The 18,508-nt window shown below is 55.2% G+C and carries 17 protein-coding genes; 11 read left to right on the top strand and 6 right to left on the bottom strand.

The genetic code is table 11. The features are described from left to right. Positions 1 to 42: 42 nt before the first annotated feature. Positions 43 to 945 (top strand): LysR substrate-binding domain-containing protein, encoded by a 903-nt coding sequence (locus QHL1GM_RS16905; RefSeq protein ID WP_071695509.1) that lies wholly within the window; start codon positions 43 to 45, stop codon positions 943 to 945. Positions 946 to 1,018: 73 nt separating this feature from the next. On the opposite strand, the gene QHL1GM_RS16900 is transcribed toward QHL1GM_RS16905, so the two are convergent. Then, on the bottom strand, positions 1,019 to 1,951 hold the full coding sequence (locus tag QHL1GM_RS16900) for a LysR family transcriptional regulator (protein WP_071695508.1): 933 nt from the start codon (positions 1,949 to 1,951) through the stop codon (positions 1,019 to 1,021). 141 nt (positions 1,952 to 2,092) lie between these two features. Here QHL1GM_RS16900 and QHL1GM_RS16895 point away from each other — a divergent pair, with 141 nt between their 5' ends. Further along, positions 2,093 to 2,485, top strand: coding sequence for a RidA family protein (locus QHL1GM_RS16895; RefSeq protein ID WP_071695507.1), 393 nt, complete (start codon positions 2,093 to 2,095; stop codon positions 2,483 to 2,485). A gap of 21 nt (positions 2,486 to 2,506) precedes the next feature. Here QHL1GM_RS16895 and QHL1GM_RS16890 read toward each other — a convergent pair whose 3' ends face one another. Both QHL1GM_RS16890 and QHL1GM_RS16885 read right to left on the bottom strand, forming a co-directional pair. Beyond that, positions 2,507 to 2,701, bottom strand: a complete 195-nt coding sequence (locus QHL1GM_RS16890; RefSeq protein ID WP_071695506.1) for a helix-turn-helix domain-containing protein — start codon at positions 2,699 to 2,701, stop codon at positions 2,507 to 2,509. Positions 2,702 to 2,830: 129 nt separating this feature from the next. Then, the gene (locus tag QHL1GM_RS16885) at positions 2,831 to 3,841 is read right to left on the bottom strand and encodes an MBL fold metallo-hydrolase (protein ID WP_083571097.1); all 1,011 of its coding nucleotides are present in this window, start codon (positions 3,839 to 3,841) and stop codon (positions 2,831 to 2,833) included. Between the two features lie 113 nt (positions 3,842 to 3,954). On the opposite strand from QHL1GM_RS16885, the gene QHL1GM_RS16880 reads away from it, so the two are divergent. From QHL1GM_RS16880 to QHL1GM_RS16860, 5 genes are all read left to right on the top strand, one after another. Then, positions 3,955 to 4,908, top strand: coding sequence for a LysR family transcriptional regulator (locus tag QHL1GM_RS16880; protein WP_071696034.1), 954 nt, complete (start codon positions 3,955 to 3,957; stop codon positions 4,906 to 4,908). A gap of 502 nt (positions 4,909 to 5,410) precedes the next feature. Beyond that, positions 5,411 to 5,839, top strand: a complete 429-nt coding sequence (locus tag QHL1GM_RS16875) for a DUF2231 domain-containing protein (RefSeq protein WP_071695505.1) — start codon at positions 5,411 to 5,413, stop codon at positions 5,837 to 5,839. Beyond that, complete coding sequence (locus QHL1GM_RS16870; RefSeq protein ID WP_071695504.1) at positions 5,836 to 7,128, top strand: sorbosone dehydrogenase family protein; 1,293 nt, start codon at positions 5,836 to 5,838, stop codon at positions 7,126 to 7,128. The genes QHL1GM_RS16875 and QHL1GM_RS16870 overlap by 4 nt, the downstream gene beginning before the upstream one ends. Before the next feature lie 79 nt (positions 7,129 to 7,207). Next, positions 7,208 to 7,756 (top strand): hypothetical protein, encoded by a 549-nt coding sequence (locus QHL1GM_RS16865; RefSeq protein WP_071695503.1) that lies wholly within the window; start codon positions 7,208 to 7,210, stop codon positions 7,754 to 7,756. Positions 7,757 to 7,835: 79 nt separating this feature from the next. Beyond that, entirely contained in the window at positions 7,836 to 8,132 is a 297-nt protein-coding gene (locus tag QHL1GM_RS16860; protein ID WP_071695502.1) for a DUF1330 domain-containing protein, read from the top strand. 94 nt (positions 8,133 to 8,226) lie between these two features. Here the strand turns inward: QHL1GM_RS16860 and QHL1GM_RS16855 are convergent, their stop codons facing one another. Next, positions 8,227 to 10,353: a TonB-dependent siderophore receptor gene (locus QHL1GM_RS16855; RefSeq protein WP_071695501.1), complete on the bottom strand. Its 2,127-nt coding sequence runs from the start codon at positions 10,351 to 10,353 to the stop codon at positions 8,227 to 8,229. A 265-nt stretch (positions 10,354 to 10,618) separates the two neighbouring features. On the opposite strand from QHL1GM_RS16855, the gene QHL1GM_RS16850 reads away from it, so the two are divergent. From QHL1GM_RS16850 to QHL1GM_RS16835, 4 genes are read left to right on the top strand one after another with little or no spacing between them, the layout of a single operon-like run. Continuing rightward, positions 10,619 to 11,605: an iron-siderophore ABC transporter substrate-binding protein gene (locus QHL1GM_RS16850; protein ID WP_071695500.1), complete on the top strand. Its 987-nt coding sequence runs from the start codon at positions 10,619 to 10,621 to the stop codon at positions 11,603 to 11,605. Continuing rightward, positions 11,571 to 12,662, top strand: a complete 1,092-nt coding sequence (locus tag QHL1GM_RS16845; protein ID WP_254795323.1) for an iron ABC transporter permease — start codon at positions 11,571 to 11,573, stop codon at positions 12,660 to 12,662. Before QHL1GM_RS16850 ends, QHL1GM_RS16845 begins: the two co-directional genes overlap by 35 nt. After that, positions 12,659 to 13,702 carry an iron chelate uptake ABC transporter family permease subunit gene (locus QHL1GM_RS16840; RefSeq protein WP_071695499.1) on the top strand — a complete coding sequence of 348 codons (1,044 nt, stop codon included), beginning with the start codon at positions 12,659 to 12,661 and terminating at the stop codon, positions 13,700 to 13,702. Before QHL1GM_RS16845 ends, QHL1GM_RS16840 begins: the two co-directional genes overlap by 4 nt. Further along, positions 13,699 to 14,505: an ABC transporter ATP-binding protein gene (locus QHL1GM_RS16835; RefSeq protein ID WP_071695498.1), complete on the top strand. Its 807-nt coding sequence runs from the start codon at positions 13,699 to 13,701 to the stop codon at positions 14,503 to 14,505. Before QHL1GM_RS16840 ends, QHL1GM_RS16835 begins: the two co-directional genes overlap by 4 nt. 86 nt (positions 14,506 to 14,591) lie before the next feature. Here QHL1GM_RS16835 and QHL1GM_RS16830 read toward each other — a convergent pair whose 3' ends face one another. Then, entirely contained in the window at positions 14,592 to 17,588 is a 2,997-nt protein-coding gene (locus QHL1GM_RS16830) for a type III restriction-modification system endonuclease (RefSeq protein ID WP_071695497.1), read from the bottom strand. Then, positions 17,585 to 18,505, bottom strand: a complete 921-nt coding sequence (locus tag QHL1GM_RS16825; RefSeq protein WP_175540396.1) for a hypothetical protein — start codon at positions 18,503 to 18,505, stop codon at positions 17,585 to 17,587. The genes QHL1GM_RS16830 and QHL1GM_RS16825 overlap by 4 nt, the downstream gene beginning before the upstream one ends. Between the last annotated feature and the right edge of the window lie 3 nt (positions 18,506 to 18,508).

Here is an 18,508-nt window from a genome sequence, read left to right as displayed (position 1 = left end):
ATTTACCATTAAGGCAGGCGATAACGTTATGGAAAGCACGCCATGAAAAGCACCCTTGAAGAACAGCAAGCATTTGTGACGGTGGTCGATAGCGGCTCAATCACCGGCGCTGCCGAACGGCTTGGCATTACCGTTTCAGGGGTTAGCCGCGCGCTCAATCGCCTGGAGCAAAAGCTCGGCGCCACCCTGCTACGTCGAACGACGCGCCGCTTAGAGCTGACCGAAGAGGGCGAAACATTCCTAAACCATTGCCGCCGTATCCTGGCCGCCGTGGATGAGGCCGAAGAGGCAATGCTGGATCGCCACAACCAACCCCAAGGTCGGTTGCGAGTCAACGCCGCCCCCAGTTTTATGCAGTTCGTTATTGTGCCGATAATTGGCGAGTTCCGCGCCCGCTACCCGGGTATTACGCTGGAACTCGATACCCATGACCGTTTTGTCGACCTGCTCGAACAGCGAGTTGATCTGGCCATCCGCATCGGCAAGCTGGAAGACTCATCGCTTCACGCCCGCCTCCTCGGCTACAGCCCGCTGCGCCTTCTGGCCAGCCCCGCCTACCTTGAACGCCACTGCACACCACAAAGCGTCCACGACCTTCAAAAGCACAGCCTGCTAGGCTTCAGCCAACTCGACCACCTTAACCAGTGGCCGCTTACCTGCACCGACGGCAAGCGCCTACATATTACGCCAGCACTCGCCGCTTCAAGCGGTAGCACGCTGATAGAACTGGCCATCGCAGGACAAGGCATTGTTTGCCTGGCCGACTTTATGACCATTCTTCCCCGCCAGAAAGGTGCACTGGTTGATGTACTGCCGGATCACATTGAACTGCAAACCCAAGCCGTCAATGCCGTGTACTACCGCCAAACCACGCTTTCCCAACGCACCCGGCTGTTCATGGACTTTCTGGCCGAACAGCTGCCGGGGAGGTATTTGCAAGGGTGAGGGGCTGGCGACATTCTCTCAAGTGACAGCACAACCAAAACAGAGAAACCGCTATCACTGGTGGGCTTCACCGTTAGCGTTTATGCATCTGCCGATCAACGACAGGCGCATGCTGAGCCATCAATTCCACGACCCAATCAATGAATACGCGCAGCTTAGCGCTGACATGCCGGTTCGGTGGAAATGCGACATACATCGGCATTGGGTCGAGGTGCCAATCATCAAATAAGCGAACCAGCTCGCCGCGCGAAACGTGCTCACAGGTCATGTAGTCAGGAAGCCATACTACGCCGAGCCCCGCGAGGCCCGCCGCAAGGCCAGCATTGCCGTCGTCAACCGAGATCACGTAGCGGCCCTGTACGCTGACGCGCTCTCCGCTGCGGTGCATGGCGTAGGGAAAGGCCGCGCCAGCCCGTGCCCATCGGAAGGCTACAATGTAATGAGGGGGCGCTGAGAGTTCTTGCGGGTGCGAAGGCAAACCCGCCCTTTCCAGGTAGCTCGGTGCGGCGTAAATACCGCTTCTTAGGTCGCCCACATGGCGCGCCACCAACGATAAATCTGTGGGCTCTCCGCCGCGCACCACACAGTCCACGCTTTCACCGATCAGGTCCACCATGCGATCACTCACGCCCATATCGATTTGAATATCGGGATAGTGAGCGTGAAATGCAGGCAAGGCAGGAATCAGGATCATGCGAGCAAAAGGACTGGGTACGTCCACTCTTAGTCGGCCGCGAGGCAACACTGAGGCGTTGGAGAGGCTGGTTTCGGCATCATCCATATCGGCCAAAAGCTTTATAACGCGCTCGTAATAGGCGGCGCCGTCCGCCGTGACGTTAACCTTGCGGGTGGTGCGGTTGAGCAGCTTGACACGCAGCCGTGCCTCTAGCTGTTGCACGAGTTGCGTCACGCTGGTCTTGCTCATGTGAAGTGTTTCAGCTGCCTTGGTAAAGCTGCCCGTCTCCACCACTCGAGCAAATGCCTGCATTGCGTTAAAACGATCCATGGCTGTGCCAAACACCTTGTGATTGTTTGAAATATACAAACAATGTTGAACAGAATTCGCCGTTTATCCACCGCGAATGCAGGCTTAAAGTAACTTCATCGTAAACAAAAGGTCAGTTTCGACCTACTGATGGAGATACCCATGGCTAAGCGTGACGTTGTTTTCCCCCAAGGCCGCCAGGCGCTTTATGAACAAAACACCTATTCCGCTGCCGTCCGCTCGGGCGACTTTCTGTTTGTGTCGGGCCAGGTCGGTAGCCGTGAAGATGGCTCACCCGAGCCGGATTTTGCCGCCCAGGTGCAGCTTGCTTTCGACAACCTGCAGCGAGTCCTGGAAGCCGCAGGCGCAAGCTTCGACGATATCGTCGATGTGACGAGCTTCCATACCGACCCCGAAGCCCAATTCCCCATCTGGTTGGAAGCTAAGGCGCGCGCGTTTCCAGAAAAACCCTACCCGAACTGGACAGCGGTCGGAGTGACTTGGCTGGCAGGCTTCGACTTTGAAATCAAGGTCATTGCCAAACTACCCGAGTAAGCACGGACACTTCTCAAAATCCTAAGCGCTGCTACCTAGCAGCGCTTCTGGTGGCGCCTGGAAAAGGCGACCATATTTGCGAGTAAACTGCGAGACACTTTCGTGACCTACCTCGAAGGCGGCATTGCTCGCGGAATAACCTTCGTCGAGCATTAAGCGGCGCGCTTCGAACAAGCGAAGCCGCTGCTGGTATTGACCCGGCGTTAGCGACGGCATGTATTTTCCTCCCGCATTCTACTTGAACGTAGCCTGCTGAGGGTCCAGCCAGCGGCACTAGCAGCATTGGAACCCCGATGATAGTGCACGCCATGATGCCTTCACACGGACCCTCTGTGTTGCACAGGATTAAAACTGCCAATTGGCCGGGACCCAGGCATAGCCGGTGTCCGTCTTGAGCATTCGGCCAAGGCCCGGGAATGGAAAGTGGAAGCCGAGAACAGGGATTCGGTCTGCCGCCGCCATATCGAAAATTCGGCGACGGGAAGCAAGCGCCTTGTCCTTGTCACGATCCGGACCTGGTAGCCATGAGTGATCAATATTGACGATGGGATGATAGGCAAGATCGGCCGTCAACAAAAGCTGATCGTTCCCAGAATGAACAAGGAAGTTCACCATGCCCGGAGTGTGACCCAACGCCGGAAGCGTTGTCAGTCCAGGGACGATCTCTGCACCCGCTTCGTAAAACTCGATCTCGTTCATGACCGGCTCGACACTTCGCCGGATGGCTGCAGCGAAATTGCGACGGAAATCCTCTGGTACAGGCATGTAGGAAAGGTCAGGTTCGCTAAGAATGAAGAAGTTCCAATCGTCACGAGGCACAAAAACAGTCGCCCGCGGAAATGCCTTACCACCGTCGACTGTTCGAAGATTGCCGACATGGTCCGGGTGCGTGTGCGAAACAACCACCACATCAATGTCCTCGGGCCTTAAACCGATAGCGGCCAAATTATCGAAGAGGCGCCCACCTTGCGGCCCCATCGTCTGCCCTGCCCCTGCTTCGAGAAGAATTCGCCTGCCATTCGTCTCGATGAGAAGTGTGTTGAGATTTAGCGTCAGGTGGTCGCTCGGCAGGAAGGCTTGCCTCAAAACTTCCTCCAGTTCCACCTCTGGTGCATTGCTGGCGTAGATCCGCGGAGAGCCGCCTATCAGTCCGTCGCTCAACACAGTTGCAGAGATGTCGCCGACGTTTAAGCGGTAATAGCCGACATTTCCCCCTACATTGCCACCCTGGCTCATTGAGGTTGCAGCGGAAACTGCCTGCCCAAAAGCCGTGCCGCCGGTCGGCAAGATCACTCCCGCCGCTACCGAGGCTGCTGTCAGTATCACCTTCCTACGATTCATTGTTATTCCGCTCATATTGTCCATCCCGTCCGAGTCTTTGATTGCAGGAGCCGTACCTGTTCTCAGCGAGCGCCATCCAAGTTAGGGGGGGTGGCCACTCCCGAGTCTTTATGACGTGCTTTCAAAGGATGACGCAGAACGGGCGTGCGGATAAGCTAACGAAAGCAGATCAGCTTATTAAGCAGGACTTTGCAATGCGATCACTACGCCTTGACAGCTTGGAAATATTTGATGACGTCGTGCGCTGCGGAGGCTTTAGGGCTGCCGCGCTTGATAGGGGCGTGTCATCCTCGGCCATCAGCCAGTCGATCAGCGTGCTCGAGGAAGCCCTAGGTATTCGGCTTTTGAACCGAACGACACGTAGCGTTGCGCCTACTGAAGCAGGCAAGCGTCTTCTCGAGCGTCTCGGGCCCGCCCTTCACGATATCCGAATCGCGATTGACGATCTAAATCAGCTTCGAGAGCGCCCATCAGGCAGCGTGCGGATCAATGCACCAGGGCCGGCCGCCGACCACGTGCTGTGCCCGCTGGCCTTTGAGTTTATGAAAATATATCCCGATGTAGACGTTGAGATCGTCAGTGATGCGGCGATCATCGATATTGTGGAACAGGGCTTCGACGCTGGCGTGCGCTTCGGGAATCAACTCGCTCAAGACATGATCGCCATGCCCCTAGGCCCCACCTTGCGATATGCCATCGTGGCCTCGCCCGACTATCTTCGCGAGCGCGGACGGCCCGACTCACCGAGCGATCTCTTGCAGCATGACTGTATTCGCCGCCGCTTCCCCGGCGGCACCATGGAAACGTGGACATTCGAGAAGGCGGGAGACGAAGTTGAGATCACGCCGCAAGGCCGGTTGACGCTGAGTTCGGCGCACCATGAACTCCAGGCTGCGATTGCGGGAGCGGGAATCGCTCATCTGTTTGAGGAATATGTTCACGCCGATCTCGAACAGGGCAGAGTTATTGAATTGCTCAGCGACTGGAAGAAGAAGCTGCCGAGTTGGTATCTGTACTATCCGAGCAGACGGCACACCAGTGCGGCGATGCGGGCCTTTCTCAAGTACATCCGCCATCGGTAATGGCGCCCTTTCAGCCATTGATATTCGACAGGCCAATTGGATTCATATTTGCCTGATTCTAGCGTCACACACGCAGGCCGTACCGGCGCTCAGCACCTACCGCCTGGCTACCATGATGTTCGAGGGAATCGCTAATGCCGTTCGTGCGAACTGGCTCGGCGGCTGTTCAATTAGTTGTTGAACCGATGAGCATCCTTATCCCCGTAGCTTTACACCCCTGGGATGACGAGTAAGCTTCGGGGAAAGTCATCAGCCAGTGGTGATAATGGTCGTTCTCGGCACAAACGAGCGATCTACAGTGACAACTGGGGTGAAAAGGAGTGCCCATGACTCGATGCTGATGGCAGCACTCCCTCATCTAATCCTCCTCGCTTTGGGCAACATTTCACGGGTCAACTATACTCCGTCCTAACGAACATGATGTCGTTACCTGGGCTGGTTGGGCGCATACGTCACCCAGTTTAGGTAAATCAATTAGCTTGATCAGCATAAGGAGTTTGCCGTGACAGCCACTGTCGAACGCACTGTTCGAAGCGGGCTACATCCGCTTCATGCAGTACTGCTTGCAGGGACTATTCCTCTCTTTCTTGGCGCCGCATTAAGCGATTACGCCTACTCGACGAGCTACCATATCCAGTGGAGCACCTTCTCTTCCTGGCTTATTGTTGGCGGTCTTGTTTTTACTGGTTTCGCGCTATTAGCCTCCATTATCGGGCTGTTTCGGGCAGATCGGCGTCGCGGGATCGCCCTGGTTTATTTATGCCTTCTGCTTGTCACCTGGATCGTTGGCTTTATCAATGCCCTGGTCCATGCCCGGGATGCATGGGCGATGATGCCCACCGGATTTGTTCTTTCGATTGTCGTTACCGTGCTGGCTTGCGCGGCCACGTGGATTGGTTTTTCCCGTATTAGCGCTGGAGTTAAGCCATGAAGTGTTTAAGTATCTACGCCGCGCCACTCTCGCTACTTCTAATCGCAGGCGTTGCCAGCGCTCAAGAGGCACAACAGTATGGGGCCAACCCCACTGTGCCAGAACCAGAACGCGGGCTCTTGCCTGACATGAAGGTGCCAGAGCCAGTCGAATGGGGTGACCAGCTACCCACCGTGCCAAATGGCTACACCATTACCGCTATCGCCACCGACCTTCAGATACCGCGGCAAACGCTGGTGCTACCTAATGGCGATATCCTGGTTGCTGCGGGTAGTGGCGGCAACGCACCGCAACTGAAGCCAAAAGACTTTATCGCTGGCTATATCAAAGATCAGGGTAATACCACTGTAGAGAGCGGCAACCGCTTAACTCTTTTGCGCGATGAAAATGGCGATGGCAATTACGAGCAATCAGTATTTGCCGAAGACCTTAATGCCCCTTACGGGCTGGCACTGGTTGATAACAACCTATACGTGGCTAACCAGGACGCGTTAGTACGCTTTGATTACGAGGAAGGTCAAACCGAGGCTGATGGGCCTCCGGAAGTGATTGCCGAGCTACCCTCAGCGATCAATCACCACTGGACCAAAGCAATGACCGCCAGTGCGGATGGACAATTTCTCTACGTCGGTATCGGCTCTAACAGCAACATCACCGAGCGCGGCATGGAAGCGGAAGTCAACCGCGCGGAGGTATGGGAGATTGACGCCGAAACCGGCATGCATAGACCCTACGCCACCGGCCTGCGTAACCCCACAGCGCTGACTATTCAGCCCGAGACCGACCAGCTATGGGCAGTGGTCAACGAGCGTGATGAGTTAGGCCCCGACCTGGTTCCCGATTACCTCACGACTGTTCAGGAAGGCGGTTTCTACGGCTGGCCGTATAGCTACTGGGGTCAGAATGTCGACCCACGCGTTCGCCCGCAGAACCCCGAAAAGGTGGAGTCGGCGATTGCGCCCGATTACAGCCTGGGTTCGCATGTGGCGCCGCTTGGCCTCGCCTTCTCTATTCCCGAAATGGGCGATGAGTTCGCGGAAGGTGTATTTATCGGCGAGCACGGCAGTTGGAACCGCGCCGACCCCGTTGGCTATAAGGTCGTGTTTGTGCCCTTCAGCGACGGCAGCCCTTCCGGCGATCCTATCGACTTCGTTTCCGGGTTTCTCACTGAAGATGGTCAAACCCGCGGTCGACCGGTCGGCGTCACCATCGACCCCGAAGGCGCCCTTATCATCGCCGATGACCTGACGAACGCCGTTTGGCGTGTCACCTATGAAGGTGATGAATAAGACGCTTAACCTATAGCGTGAAGAAGGCGGCAGCCGCTTGGACTGCTGCCTTTTACGTTTGAACTAAAAAGGCCCTTATATGATCGAGTCACTCGAAGAGCTCGAAGCCATTAAAAAATCATGCCGCTCAATGGTAACAAAGAGTTCAAGCCTTTCTGCTGGCGCGGCTATTATTCCACTACCCGGTGTGGATATTGGTTCTGATGTCGCCATATTGATGCGGTTAATTCCCAAAATTAATGAAAAGTTTGGTTTATCGCCTGATCAAATCGACAGCCTGGATACCCAATCCAAGCTATTCGTGATGACCGCCATTTCAAATACGGGCAGTAAAATGGCCGGTAAATACATCACCAGAAAGCTTATCGTGATGCTGCTAAATAAGATGGCAGGCAAAGTAGCTGCAAAAGGTGTTGCCAAGTTCGTGCCCTTCGTCGGCAGCGCCGTGGCAGGCAGCATTAGCTTTACCGCCATGAAATATATGGGTAACAGCCATATCGACGATTGTTATGAGATCGCCTTGGCGGCTCTGGAAAATGAGAAGTTTGAAAAAGCCATCTTGATTGAGCCAGAGCTAGAACCAGAGTACGAAGTGCCTACTCAAGATATTCGCGGTAAAGCTAAATAACACTCTTTCTAATGTGGCTCCGCTGGTGGGCGGTGATATGCTCTAGCTGTTTTTTTAACGGTTACATCAGGAGAATTGAATGCCCGCTTATGTCGTGCTGACTCGAGAACACACCCACGATTCCCAGGAGATGGAGCGCTACGGCGAGAAGGCGAAAGCCGCTCGCGAAGGCCACGACCCACAACCGCTCGCCTTCTACGGGGATTTTGAAGTGCTGGAAGGCAGCGCCATGGAAGGGGCCGTGATTCTGCGCTTTCCCGACATGGCCGCCGCCCGCGCCTGGTACCAAAGCCCCGCCTACCAGGAAGCTCGCAAGCACCGCTTCCAAGGTGCCGACTACCGCGTCTTTATCGTTGATGGCGTTGAAGAAGCGTAAAGCACAAAACCCCCGCCTTCCGCGGGGGTTTGCGTTGGCTGCCTTGATAGCCAAATGCATCGGCTAGTCACCCAGCCCAGCCATAGCTAGGACATCACCAGCGATATCTTACTTTTGCGGTAATTTCGCGACCCGGATTATAGTAGTCTGCCGTGGCTGACCCGACCACGTGCTGCTCGTCGAACACGTTGCTGACGTTAACGGTAAAGTCGGTGTCTTTGACGAACTGATAGCTGAAGGCCGCATCAAAGAGCGTTGCCGCATCGCTCTTGGACGTATTGGCGACATCAAAGTAGTAGGAGCTGATGTAGCGGGCGCCGAGGCCAAAGCTCATTTCCCTGCCTGGCACGGTATAGTAACCCCAGAGCGAAGCCGTATGGTTTGGTGCAGTGGTAAATTCATTGCCTTCCCTGGAGGCATTGTCATCGCGAACCACTTCCGACTCCATATAGGAGTAACCACCGATAAGGCTAAGATTTTCGGTCAACTCTGTCTTGGCTTCCAGATCAAGGCCCCGCACGCGAGACTCGCCAACGGTTTCCTGCTCGATGACGCCATTGTCCTGCACGACCGAGATAGTGACGTCATTCTTGGTTAGGTCATAGATTGCCGCCGAGAACAGCGCATTCATGCCAAAAGGGGCGTATTTCGCGCCAATCTCATACTGTTCGCCTCGTTCGGGCTTAACGCCGATCGTGGGTGGTGCAACCGATTCCACCATGCTGACATAGGTGGAAATTTCGTCGGTGATTCTATAGGTCAGCGCCCCGCGAACGGAGGTTTCTGAGAAGTCATCGGAATCGGTGACACCGGCGATGTTGGTGCTGGAGATATCCAGAGCGTCGTTGCGTACACCCGCTGTCACAATGAATCGATCATAGAAGGACAAATTCTGTGTCAGGAACACCGACTCGGTGGTGAAGTCCTGCTCGTTGCTGCTGAAAACGTTAAGGCTACTCGGGGCGCCGCTAAAGACGGGGTTCGCCAGGTCGATTGGCTGCGTATTTCCGTATACAGAGCTGTCTTCGGTTGAGGCATCGCGATATTCGACCCCCACGAGCGTGCTGCTATCAACCCGGTCAAAACGGGCGTCGTATTGCAGGATAGCGTTGCCAATCAACTCCTGGGCTTCGCTGTCGGTGCCAAAATAGTCGCGATTCACCACGCTGCCTACTCGCGCCGCAGAGTCAGAGATGTAAACGTAACCGAAGTCATCCGTCAGGTCGCTGTAACGCAGGTTACCCCGCAGGGTCAGCCCGTTGTTGAAATCATGAGTGAGCTGTCCGGTGAGGCTGGTACGCTCGACATCGTGAAAGTTGAAATCAGCCTCACCAAAGAAGTCACTGCGATCATATTCCCGATCAAGTGGATAACCACCGCTATTAGGAGTGTCGTCACGCTTCAAGTAGTCGAAGATGACGCTCGCTGAGGTGTAATCCGTTGGCTCCCAGGTCAGGCCGCCCATCAAGAAGCCATTGTTGTCTTTGGAGTGATCGTATTCGCGATCGCTATCCCTGATGGTGCCGGTGAAACGGTAGGCCACTGTCTCGTCAGCGTTTAGCGTGTCACCAACATCAATACCAGCCTCTTTTTCGTCAAATGAACCGTAGGAGAGATAGCCTTCGCCAAAACGCTCAAACCGTGGCCGTTTGCTTACGAAGTTGACCGAACCACCCGGATCGGCCGGGCCAAACAGGGTGGAGTTGGCCCCCCGCAACACCTCGACGCGTTCATAGGCGTAGGGTTCCTCGCGAACACCGCGCATTGAGCCTAATGTCAGCCCGTCACGGTAGGTGGTGGCCTGGAATCCCCGGATGTTGAAATAGTCGTTACGGTCATCTGAGCCGTAGAAATCGGTAAGGACCCCTGGCGTATATTGCAGGACTTCCTCGGTGGTAGAGGCATTTCGCTGCTCTATCTCCTTCTCTGTGATGACCGATACGGAGGCGGGAGTATCAAGAAGACTGGTTGCGACCTTGCCGCCCACCCACAGCTCTTGGGCAACTATCGAGTTGGCATCATCATCAGCGTAGGCCTGGGCGTTGACGATAATGGGGGTGAGGCGATACCCCTCATTATTGTCACTGCCGTCGCCTGTCTCCTGCGCGTTCCCGATCATGGGAATAGTCACCAGCGTCGTGCCGCACAGAATGGCGTTAGTGGCCTTCTGCCACCGCAAGCGGCTTGCGTTACGCCGGACGGTGCCTTTGCTATCAGTCATGTTGAAGATCCCTTGAAATGATTAAACCTACCCTGCGCGCCTTGTGATTTTCTTTTGAAAGGCCGTGAGAGTATCCAAACCTAGCATCGCGTAGTCAAGAGTGATAATGTCAATCATAATCATTTATATTGAACTATTGACCATGATCGCAATACACGTTGACGCCAAGCACTACCCGGCCTATCTGGCATAAACCCAAACACTGCGCCCTGACCACTCCGTTAGGGCTATCCATTATCAAAGTCTTAAGCTTTTGGAGAAGGCTATGGCACTGTTCCATAGAAGTCTGGCCGTTTGCGTGACGCTTCTCGCTGCGTGCAGCCTCAGCGCTGCACCGGTTGGCGCCCAACAATACCCCCTTGAGATCGAGCACGCCCTGGGCACCACGGTGCTGGCGGAAAAACCCGAGCGGGTGGCGACCGTTGCCTGGGCTAATCACGAAGTACCGCTTGCTCTGGGCGTTTTGCCAGTTGGATTTGCCGCCGCCAACTTTGGCGATGACAACGGCAATGGGCTGCTGCCCTGGGTGGAAGCCCGGCTTGAAGCGCTTGATGCCAAGCCCCCTGCCCTGTTCGATGAAGGTGACGGGATTGATTTTGAAGCCGTCGCTGCCAGCCAGCCCGATGTGATTCTTGCCGCCTACTCAGGGCTTAGCAAAGTGGACTATGACACCTTGAGCCAGATTGCCCCCGTGGTGGCCTACTCCCATGGTCCCTGGGCGACCGACTGCCGCGAGATGGTGAGGCTCAACAGCGCGGGCATGGGAATGGTGGAGGAAGGCCAAGCTCTTGTTGAGCAAATTGAGGCGCAGATTACCGCTACCGCCGCTAGCCACCCTGACCTTGCGGGCAAAACGGCCATGTTCGTGACCCACCTTGACCCCACTAATCTAGGGAGCATCTCGTTCTACACCGACAACGACGCGCGGGTGCAGTTTTTCCACGACCTTGGGCTGGCCTCGCCCGAGGTAGTAAAGCAGAACTCTACGCCCGGCAAATTCGCTGGTGAAATCAGCTCTGAACTGATCGACGAGCTTAATGATGTGGATATTCTCGTTACCTACGGCGGCCAACCGCTGATTGATCAACTTGTGGCTCACCCACTGACATCCCGACTGCCGGTGGTGGAGCGCGGCGCCATTGTATTGCTCGGCAATACCCCACTGGGCACGGCGGCTAACCCCACCCCAATGTCGATTTCATGGTTGCTGGACGATTATGCAGACCTACTCTCAGAAGCCGCACGTAAGTAACGACCGTAGCGGCACGCTGCCTGGCTCAGGTTTTACGGGTTTAGCCGCTGTCAGCATCAACAAAAAAGCCGCCCTGCGTTTTGCGGGTGGCGTGGTATTACTTGTTTTGCTGATCCTCGCTGTCATGCTCTCCGTCGCCTTCGGCGCCCGCGAGGTTGGTTGGCAGGAAATAACCGCCGCGCTGAGTGGGCAGGTCGAGACCATTGGCGATGCCGCCGTGGCAAGCAGACTACCGCGCACCCTATTGGCCATGCTTTCCGGAGCCGCGCTGGGCGTATCCGGTGGCGTCATGCAGGGCCTGACCCGCAATCCCCTCGCCGACCCCGGCTTGCTGGGCGTAAACGCCGGGGCAGCGCTGGCGGTAGTGATTGGCATCGCTTGGTTTGGTATTGAAGAAACCTCCCACTATATCTGGACAGCAATTTTGGGGGCTGGGTTAACCGCCGTCGCGGTTTATGCAATAGCCAGCCTAGGCCAAGGCGGTGCCACGCCGCTCCGGCTGGCACTGGCAGGCGCTGCCATTACCGCCGCGCTTAGCTCGCTTGCCACCGCAGTGGTACTACCGCGAGGCGATATTGGGGGGCTGGTGCAATCCTGGTTAGTGGGCGGGGTCGGCGGCGCCACTTATAGCCAGCTCCTGCCGGTGCTGCCCTTTCTGTTCACGGGGTTTGTAATCACCCTGCTCGCCGCCCGAAAGCTCAATATGCTGGCGCTGGGCGACGATACCGCCGCTGGGCTGGGTGAGAAGGTGGCCGTTGCCAGGGCCATGTCGGCGGTGGGTGCGGTACTGCTATGCGGTCCGATTACCGCGGTGTGTGGCCCGATTGGTTTTGTCGGACTGGTGGTGCCCCACGCCTGCCGCCTGCTAGTGGGTGGCGATTACCGCTGGCTGTTGCCCTTCTCCGCCCTGGGTGGTGCCGTATTGCTGACCTTTTCAGACGTATTCGGGCGGCTGGTGGCTCACCCTTCGGAGCTGGACGTAGGCATAGTGACCGCCTTTATCGGCGCGCCGGTATTTATCTGGATTGTCCGCAACCGCAAAGTAGGTTCGCTATGAACCCGCCGCCCCTCATCGCGATCAGCCACTTTAGCCAAATACGCAGGGCGAACGCAAAGCGTCGCTTTCGTATGCTCACAATACTCACCGCCTGCCTGCTCTCGGGCGTGGCGTTAACCCTGATGTTGGGGCAGTCATTCACCCCGCTTACCACAGTGCTACGGGTACTTGGCGGGGCCGAGGTGCCGGGGATTGGCTTCACCGTGCGCGAACTACGCCTGCCAAGAGCAGTGGTTTCAGTGCTCGTGGGCGCTTGCTTTGGCTTGGGGGGTATCGCCTTTCAAACCATGCTGCGCAACCCGCTGGCAAGCCCGGATATTATTGGCATCAGCACCGGCGCGAGCACGGGGGCAGTGTTTGCCATTGTGGTGCTCTCGCTAAGTGGCCCGGCGGTTTCAGTGGTAGCAATTGCATCGGGATTGGGCGTCGCGCTGCTGATCTATACGCTCTCCTGGCGGCAGGGCGTTACCGGCGGGCGGCTTATCCTGATCGGCATTGGCTTGGCCGCAATGCTGCAAAGCGTTACTGCCTACCTGCTGATGCGCGCGCCAAGCTGGACGCTGCAAGAAGCCCTGCGCTGGATCACCGGCAGCGTGAATGGTGTTCAGCTTGGCCAGGCGCTGCCGCTGTTGATTGCTTTGCTGCTGTTCGGCGGGCTGCTGTTAAGCCGCCGTCGCGACCTCGAAACCCTGCGCATGGGCGATGATGTTGCCGCAGGGCTAGGCGTTGGATTGGCTGCTACGCGCATTATCGTGGTGGTGTCAGCCGTCGCGCTGGTCGCCTTCGCGGCCGCCGTTTCCGGACCCGTAGCGTTTGTGGCATTTCTTTCCGGCCCCATTGCGGCGCGTCTGATGGGCCGAAGCGGCTCACTGCTAATGCCTTCTGCACTGGTGGGCGCCCTGCTGGTGCTGTTAGGCGATTATGCGGGGCAGTTTCTGCTACCCGCCCGCCATCCGGTGGGTATCGTGACCGGTGTATTAGGCGCGCCCTATCTTGTTTATCTGCTTATCCGCGACAAAAAAACCAGAGGCACCCTATGAACGCTTCCTCACTTCTCGCCCACGGCCTGGTGGCAGGCTATGCGGAACGCAGCATACTCGATAACGTTAGCCTAACGGTGCCCGCTGGCCATACCACCGCCATTGTAGGCGCCAACGCCTGCGGAAAATCGACGCTTTTGCGTGTACTTTCGCGGCTATTAACCCCCGAGCAAGGCAGCGTATTACTGAATGGCAACGCCATTCATCAATTGCCCACCCGCCGCCTGGCTCAGCAGTTAGGTTTTCTGCCGCAATCCCCCATCGCGCCGGAAGGTATTACCGTGCTTGAGCTGGTTAGCCGTGGCCGCCACCCGCATCAAGGTCTTTTCAATCGCTGGAGCAGCGCTGACGAAACCGCCGTGGCTGAAGCGTTGGCAGCCACACACATGGTGGAATTGGCCGAATACAACGTGGAGGAGCTTTCCGGTGGACAGCGGCAACGCGCCTGGATCGCCATGGCACTTGCCCAGCAAACCGACGTGCTGCTGCTTGATGAGCCCACCACCTTTCTGGATATCAACCACCAAATCGAGGTACTCGACCTTTTAACCGACCTCAACCAGCAGCGTGGCACCACTATTGTCATGGTGCTCCACGAACTCAATCTGGCCGCCCGCTACGCCGACAAACTGTTGGCCATGGCCAACGGGAAAGTCTACGCAGCAGGCCCACCCGAAAAGATTCTGACCGAGCAGATGGTACGAGAAGTGTTTGGACTGGAAAGCCGCGTCATTGAAGACCCCGTCACCGGCAAACCGATGATGATACCGCTCGGGCGATATGGGGCTCGTCCAACACCATAGATGGTTAATATCCAGCCCAGCGCTTGTTGAGCAAAACCAGCACTGACAACACAAAAGCTAGCGACTTCCCCGCTATGAAGTCGCTACTACTGCGTCGTCTTCAGCACATCCTCTAACGATGTAGCCACGAGATAACGGGCTGGGTTTTCACTTTCCTCTAGCGCTGAAAAGTGCGCCATACCGCACTTTATTTTGGCGTTTTCGTTACTTCGGCGATCATCCCCGAAAAGACTGTTCTTGGTCTCCACAACAAAATAGAGCCGTTGCTCGCCTTCTTTGTCGAAGACAATCGCCCAATCAGGATTGTACGACCCCAATGGGGTTGGCACTTTAAACCAGCTGGGCAACTTAGTATAAAGCTCCACGCCGTCATTTTTCTCTAATGCGTCGGCGAAGTCTCTTTCGGTGTTCGAATCAAATATGACGTGTTCGTAAATAGAGCGTTGAGTATCCAGTAGCATGTTGCGTAGATAGCCGGTCAGCTCATCCTTAGCGAACAGCTCCTGGGCGTAGAAGTGATCCTCACCTATTTTATGGTATTTAATGCCATCGTCTAACGCTAAGCGCTTGCAGCGATTGATAATTTCGCCAGCCTGTTCAATAAATTGCTGGGGGTTGCACTTGAAGTCATCCAGACGGCCGCTTTTAGTCAGAATAGTGACGATACTCCGCCGCGTTAGGTGTGTACGGTCCTGCAGCTCGGTCAATAAGTCCGGCAGCTCAAGGTCAGCTTCATTAAGCACAACTGTACTGGCGCCGTCCTTTTCCGTCGCCTGAACGCCGCCTTTTCCAATCGCAATATCAACCTTGCGCCACTGTAGCCGTGCTTTCGAAATGGCCGGGGCTGCCTTTAAGGCGTCGATGCAGTCATCCAGCAATTGGTCATTGTCGAACTGCACACGATAGGTCGTTTTATACTTGATACGATCCCACAGCGCCTTGAACTCATCTGATAGATAAACGGCTTTGCCCGCCTTGTCTTTGCGCAGCGGCACGGGCTTGCGCTCGTCGGCATTTTTTACTTCCAGCCGCCCAGAGACCTTACGTAGCACCTCGATAATCTGGTCGCGATGCGCCGTGTTAAAGGTTTCTGGCAATTCCAAGGTGCCACTTTTCAAGACCTGCTTGAGTGAATCCTGTACAACGCCGTTGGCGTCAATGTAACCCGCCGTCTTAAGGTAATCCCACAGCTTTTTAGACTCATCTAACCCTAAGGCAGAGAGAGTTTCATCGGCAGACGTAACGGTAATGCCGGCGAACTGGTGTTGCTCCAGCACACCGAAGCGGATGCCCGTTTCGGCCTCAATTTCACTTTGCAGATTTTCGGCAAACTGTTCGTAAGACTCCGTGGCAATGACGGTGAGGCGATTAATGTCGAAGCCATGAACACGCTCACCCTCCTGGTTCACACACAGCCTTAAGCCCCTGCCGATGGACTGCCGCCGCTCACGCTCTGAGCCCATTTCCCGCAAGGTACAAATCTGGAAAACGTTGGGGCTGTCCCAACCTTCCTTAAGCGCTGAGTGCGAAAAAATAAACTTGAGGGGAGTCGCGAAGGAGAGCAGCTTCTCTTTATCCTTCATAATTAAGTTGTATGCCCGCTCCGCATTCTCACGGCCGCTGGCATTGTTTTCCGCGGTATCTAACCACCCCCCTTTTCTATCAACGGAGAAGTAGCCGTCGTGCGCCTCTTCAGCGGCGTAACCCCAATCCACGTCGTTAAACAGGCTTTGGTAGGCGGGTAGCTTAGCCGCTCGCCGATACTCTTCCTCGAAAATACGCGCATAGGCGCCTTTAACAGGATTACCCTCGCCATCATATTGGCGGTAAAGCTCTACCGAATCGATGAAGAAAAGGGACAAGACTTTAATGCCCTGCGGCCGCAGCACCTTTTCCTTATCAAGATGTTCGCGAATGGTGCGACGTATCATCTCACGCTGGACGGCAAGCCGGTCCACGTCACCATGGGCCTGCCCCAATTGAAGGAACTCTTCACCGCCGGGGTAGCGCAGCTCCAGAAACTCCTCACCCTTGGATGTATTGATCTCACCCACGCGGAAGTCAGCATAGATATCACGCTTCGCAAGAGGCTGCAGTTCGTCTCCGTCACTAACCGTCACCTCTTGGCGCTTAACCCCTGTAGCGGTTTTTACGCTCAGCTCGACCTTGGCAGTGATGTTGCCGCGCTTATTACTCACCGATACCAGTCGCACAAAGGCTCTGTTATGAGCATCTTCGACCGTGGCGGCCGCAACCTCGATTTGCTTAACCAGCTTGCGCTCATAAGCATCAAGCGCATCCAGGCGATACACCATATGATGCTTGTCTACATGGGTCGCCGAGTAGCGCAGCGTGCATAGTGGATTCATCGCATCCAATGCGGTTCTGCCAGCGCCTTTTAGGCCACCATCCACGCTCTGAGGCTCGTCCACAATGACGATGGGCTGGGCAGCTTTTATGAGATCAATGGGCTTCTCGCCACCCGTTTTCTCGCTTTGCTTATAGAGGTTGTTGATGTCCTTCTTATTGATGGCCCCCACCGTGGCCACCATTATCTGTATGGTGGCGCTGGTGGCGAAATTGCGCACCTGGCCCAATTTCTTAGCGTCATATAAGAAGAAATCCACCGGTGTCCCGGCATAAATCCCATTAAAGTGCTCTTTAGTGATTTCCAGCGATTTATAAACACCTTCTTTAATGGCGATTGAAGGGACGACGATGACAAATTTGGTGAATCCGTAGCGCTTATTCAGCTCGAAAATTGTGCGCAGGTAGACGTAGGTTTTACCCGTGCCCGTCTCCATCTCGACGGTAAAGTCGCCCGAGGTCAGCATGTTGGAAGGCGCTAGACCGTTGCGCAATTGTACCTCGCGCAGATTTTCTAACAGCTGGTCGTCCAATAACGTTAGTTGATTGCCAAGGCCTAAATCGGTCTCTGCCATACCCAGTGCCAACTGGCGTTCCGGCTGCTTCATCGAAACCGTGAATTCGGTGCGGCACACTTCTTGTCCACGGAATAAATCACAAACGGCTTCAATGGCCTGCATCTGATAGTCGAGATTCGGATCAAAATTCAGTTTCATATCTGTATGCCCAGCCATTGAATGACTTGTTTAGAAATATCGTTGGAATGCTTTCCATCAATATTTATATTTCCCGAGTCACGACGAATATCAACGGAATCATCATTCAGCCGATCTATTTCTTGCAGCCGTATCACTGGCTCTCTCGTCGAAAAATACACAATAACCAACGGCGTAGGGGATTGGTTCACACGTTCATAATGTAACCTTAGCGCCTCAAGGCGCTTATATTTTCGACCATCGGGACTAGGGTAGTACCTGTTTATAAGATGGTTATCTAACGCATCCCCAATCGTGTGTTTTTTATACTCTATAACACACCGAACCTGATTCTGATCATCCACCACGACCCCATCAGCATCGCCGGGAAAGGCTGCGTCGGAGCCAGAAAGAAAGCATTCAACGGCGCTTGTCCCATATGTCAGGCCCTTCGTTCCTACTTTTACAGGGCCGCCAGAATGGAACTGTATCGCCTTTTTGAGGCTGTTAACCGAATACTTTCCTATCCCTAAATCGGCATTTTCTGTTCTTCTTATTACCCATATGGGCGTTTGCTCAGTAATAACAGACACAGGAATATCGGGAAGAATCATGGCTGACAAATCATGGCTATATTTCCGGCACACATCCTCAAGCCCATCAAAGCAATTTCGATCATCACTTTGATTAAACATATTCAAAAGATTGCTTTCTAGCTCTTTCGCCATTTCACTCTCGTGTTCAAATCGCACCTGACGAGCCAGCCACACTCTATTGGCTAAGTGAGGCGGCGACTGCATCCAGTCGACGAAAAAGTGAAAGCTCAACAAGCGCCAACCGACGGGTAGCGAGGGTGCAATCCAATCACTCGGGTCAGGGCCACAGCTCACAGAATTCCTGTCTGCGCATGATGCTTGCTGAAGAGGAGTAATGAACATATT

It is taken from the genome of Halomonas sp. QHL1 (assembly GCF_001882345.1).
In the GTDB taxonomy this organism is placed as follows: Bacteria; Pseudomonadota; Gammaproteobacteria; order Pseudomonadales; family Halomonadaceae; genus Vreelandella.
Note: the sequence above shows the minus strand (reverse complement) of the source record. Positions and strands in the feature narration are given on the sequence as shown.

Coding starts and splice junctions, on each gene's coding strand:
- QHL1GM_RS16840 (WP_071695499.1), top strand. CDS start 12,659: ATGAACCCGCCGCCCCTCATCGCGATCAGCCACTTTAGCCAAATACGC.
- QHL1GM_RS16895 (WP_071695507.1), top strand. CDS start 2,093: ATGGCTAAGCGTGACGTTGTTTTCCCCCAAGGCCGCCAGGCGCTTTAT.
- QHL1GM_RS16845 (WP_254795323.1), top strand. CDS start 11,571: ATGCAGACCTACTCTCAGAAGCCGCACGTAAGTAACGACCGTAGCGGC.
- QHL1GM_RS16860 (WP_071695502.1), top strand. CDS start 7,836: ATGCCCGCTTATGTCGTGCTGACTCGAGAACACACCCACGATTCCCAG.
- QHL1GM_RS16870 (WP_071695504.1), top strand. CDS start 5,836: ATGAAGTGTTTAAGTATCTACGCCGCGCCACTCTCGCTACTTCTAATC.
- QHL1GM_RS16900 (WP_071695508.1), bottom strand. CDS start 1,951: ATGGATCGTTTTAACGCAATGCAGGCATTTGCTCGAGTGGTGGAGACG.
- QHL1GM_RS16835 (WP_071695498.1), top strand. CDS start 13,699: ATGAACGCTTCCTCACTTCTCGCCCACGGCCTGGTGGCAGGCTATGCG.
- QHL1GM_RS16880 (WP_071696034.1), top strand. CDS start 3,955: ATGACGCAGAACGGGCGTGCGGATAAGCTAACGAAAGCAGATCAGCTT.
- QHL1GM_RS16865 (WP_071695503.1), top strand. CDS start 7,208: ATGATCGAGTCACTCGAAGAGCTCGAAGCCATTAAAAAATCATGCCGC.
- QHL1GM_RS16885 (WP_083571097.1), bottom strand. CDS start 3,841: ATGAGCGGAATAACAATGAATCGTAGGAAGGTGATACTGACAGCAGCC.
- QHL1GM_RS16830 (WP_071695497.1), bottom strand. CDS start 17,588: ATGAAACTGAATTTTGATCCGAATCTCGACTATCAGATGCAGGCCATT.
- QHL1GM_RS16825 (WP_175540396.1), bottom strand. CDS start 18,505: ATGTTCATTACTCCTCTTCAGCAAGCATCATGCGCAGACAGGAATTCT.
- QHL1GM_RS16890 (WP_071695506.1), bottom strand. CDS start 2,701: ATGCCGTCGCTAACGCCGGGTCAATACCAGCAGCGGCTTCGCTTGTTC.
- QHL1GM_RS16905 (WP_071695509.1), top strand. CDS start 43: ATGAAAAGCACCCTTGAAGAACAGCAAGCATTTGTGACGGTGGTCGAT.
- QHL1GM_RS16850 (WP_071695500.1), top strand. CDS start 10,619: ATGGCACTGTTCCATAGAAGTCTGGCCGTTTGCGTGACGCTTCTCGCT.
- QHL1GM_RS16855 (WP_071695501.1), bottom strand. CDS start 10,353: ATGACTGATAGCAAAGGCACCGTCCGGCGTAACGCAAGCCGCTTGCGG.